This window comes from Bradyrhizobium sp. 197 (assembly GCF_023073375.1).
Lineage (GTDB): Bacteria > Pseudomonadota > Alphaproteobacteria > Rhizobiales > Xanthobacteraceae > Bradyrhizobium.
Genome location: NZ_JADPJJ010000123.1, coordinates 1 through 739 on the forward strand (window position 1 = coordinate 1; position 739 = coordinate 739).

Sequence of the window (739 nt, forward strand, 5' to 3'; positions counted from 1 at the left end):
GATCGAGATCGCGCTGGCGCAGATCTGGGCCGAGCTTCTGGGCCTGGAACGTGTCGGCCGGCACGACAACTTCTTCGAGCTGGGCGGGCACTCACTGCTGGCGGTGCGGTTGTTGAGCCGGGTCTCGCAAGCTGTTGGCCTCGCCCTGCCGCTGAGCACGCTGTTTGCGAAACCGGTGCTGGCCGATCTGGCCGCGAGCCTCGTGGATGAGTTGAGCCGCTCCGGTCCACAAGAGCTGCCGGCCATTGTGGCTGTGTCGCGCGAAGAGCCGCTTGCGCTGTCCTTTGCGCAGGAGCGGCTGTGGTTTTTGGCGCAGCTGGATGAGGGCGGCAGGAGCTATCACATGCTGCTGGCATGGCGGTTGCGGGGTGAGCTCGACCGCACCGCATGGCAGCGCAGCCTCGACCGGTTGTTGGCGCGTCATGAGGCGCTGCGGAGTGTCTTTGTCGCGCCGGAGGGCAAGCCCTGGGTTGAAGTTCTGCCGCCGGGTGCGGGGCTGCCAGTGGTGGAGCGCGATCTTCGCGACAGGCCGGAAGCCGAGGCGGCGCGGTTGGATCTGTGCTATGAAGAGGCACGCACGCCCTTCGATCTTGCGCGCGGCCCGCTGATCCGGGCGTGTCTGATCCGGATGTCGGATGATGAGCACGTGTTCCTGCTGACGCAGCATCATATTGTCTCGGATGGCTGGTCGCTGGGCGTGTTGGCGCGTGAACTCAGTCAGCTGTACCGGGCGTTCGTG

The 739-nt window shown here is 65.9% G+C and carries 1 protein-coding gene; it reads left to right on the forward strand.

Going from position 1 to position 739, the window contains the following annotated elements; translation table 11 throughout:
- Window positions 1–739: condensation domain-containing protein (locus IVB27_RS28305; protein WP_247446252.1), on the forward strand; the 739-nt coding region annotated here is incomplete at both ends.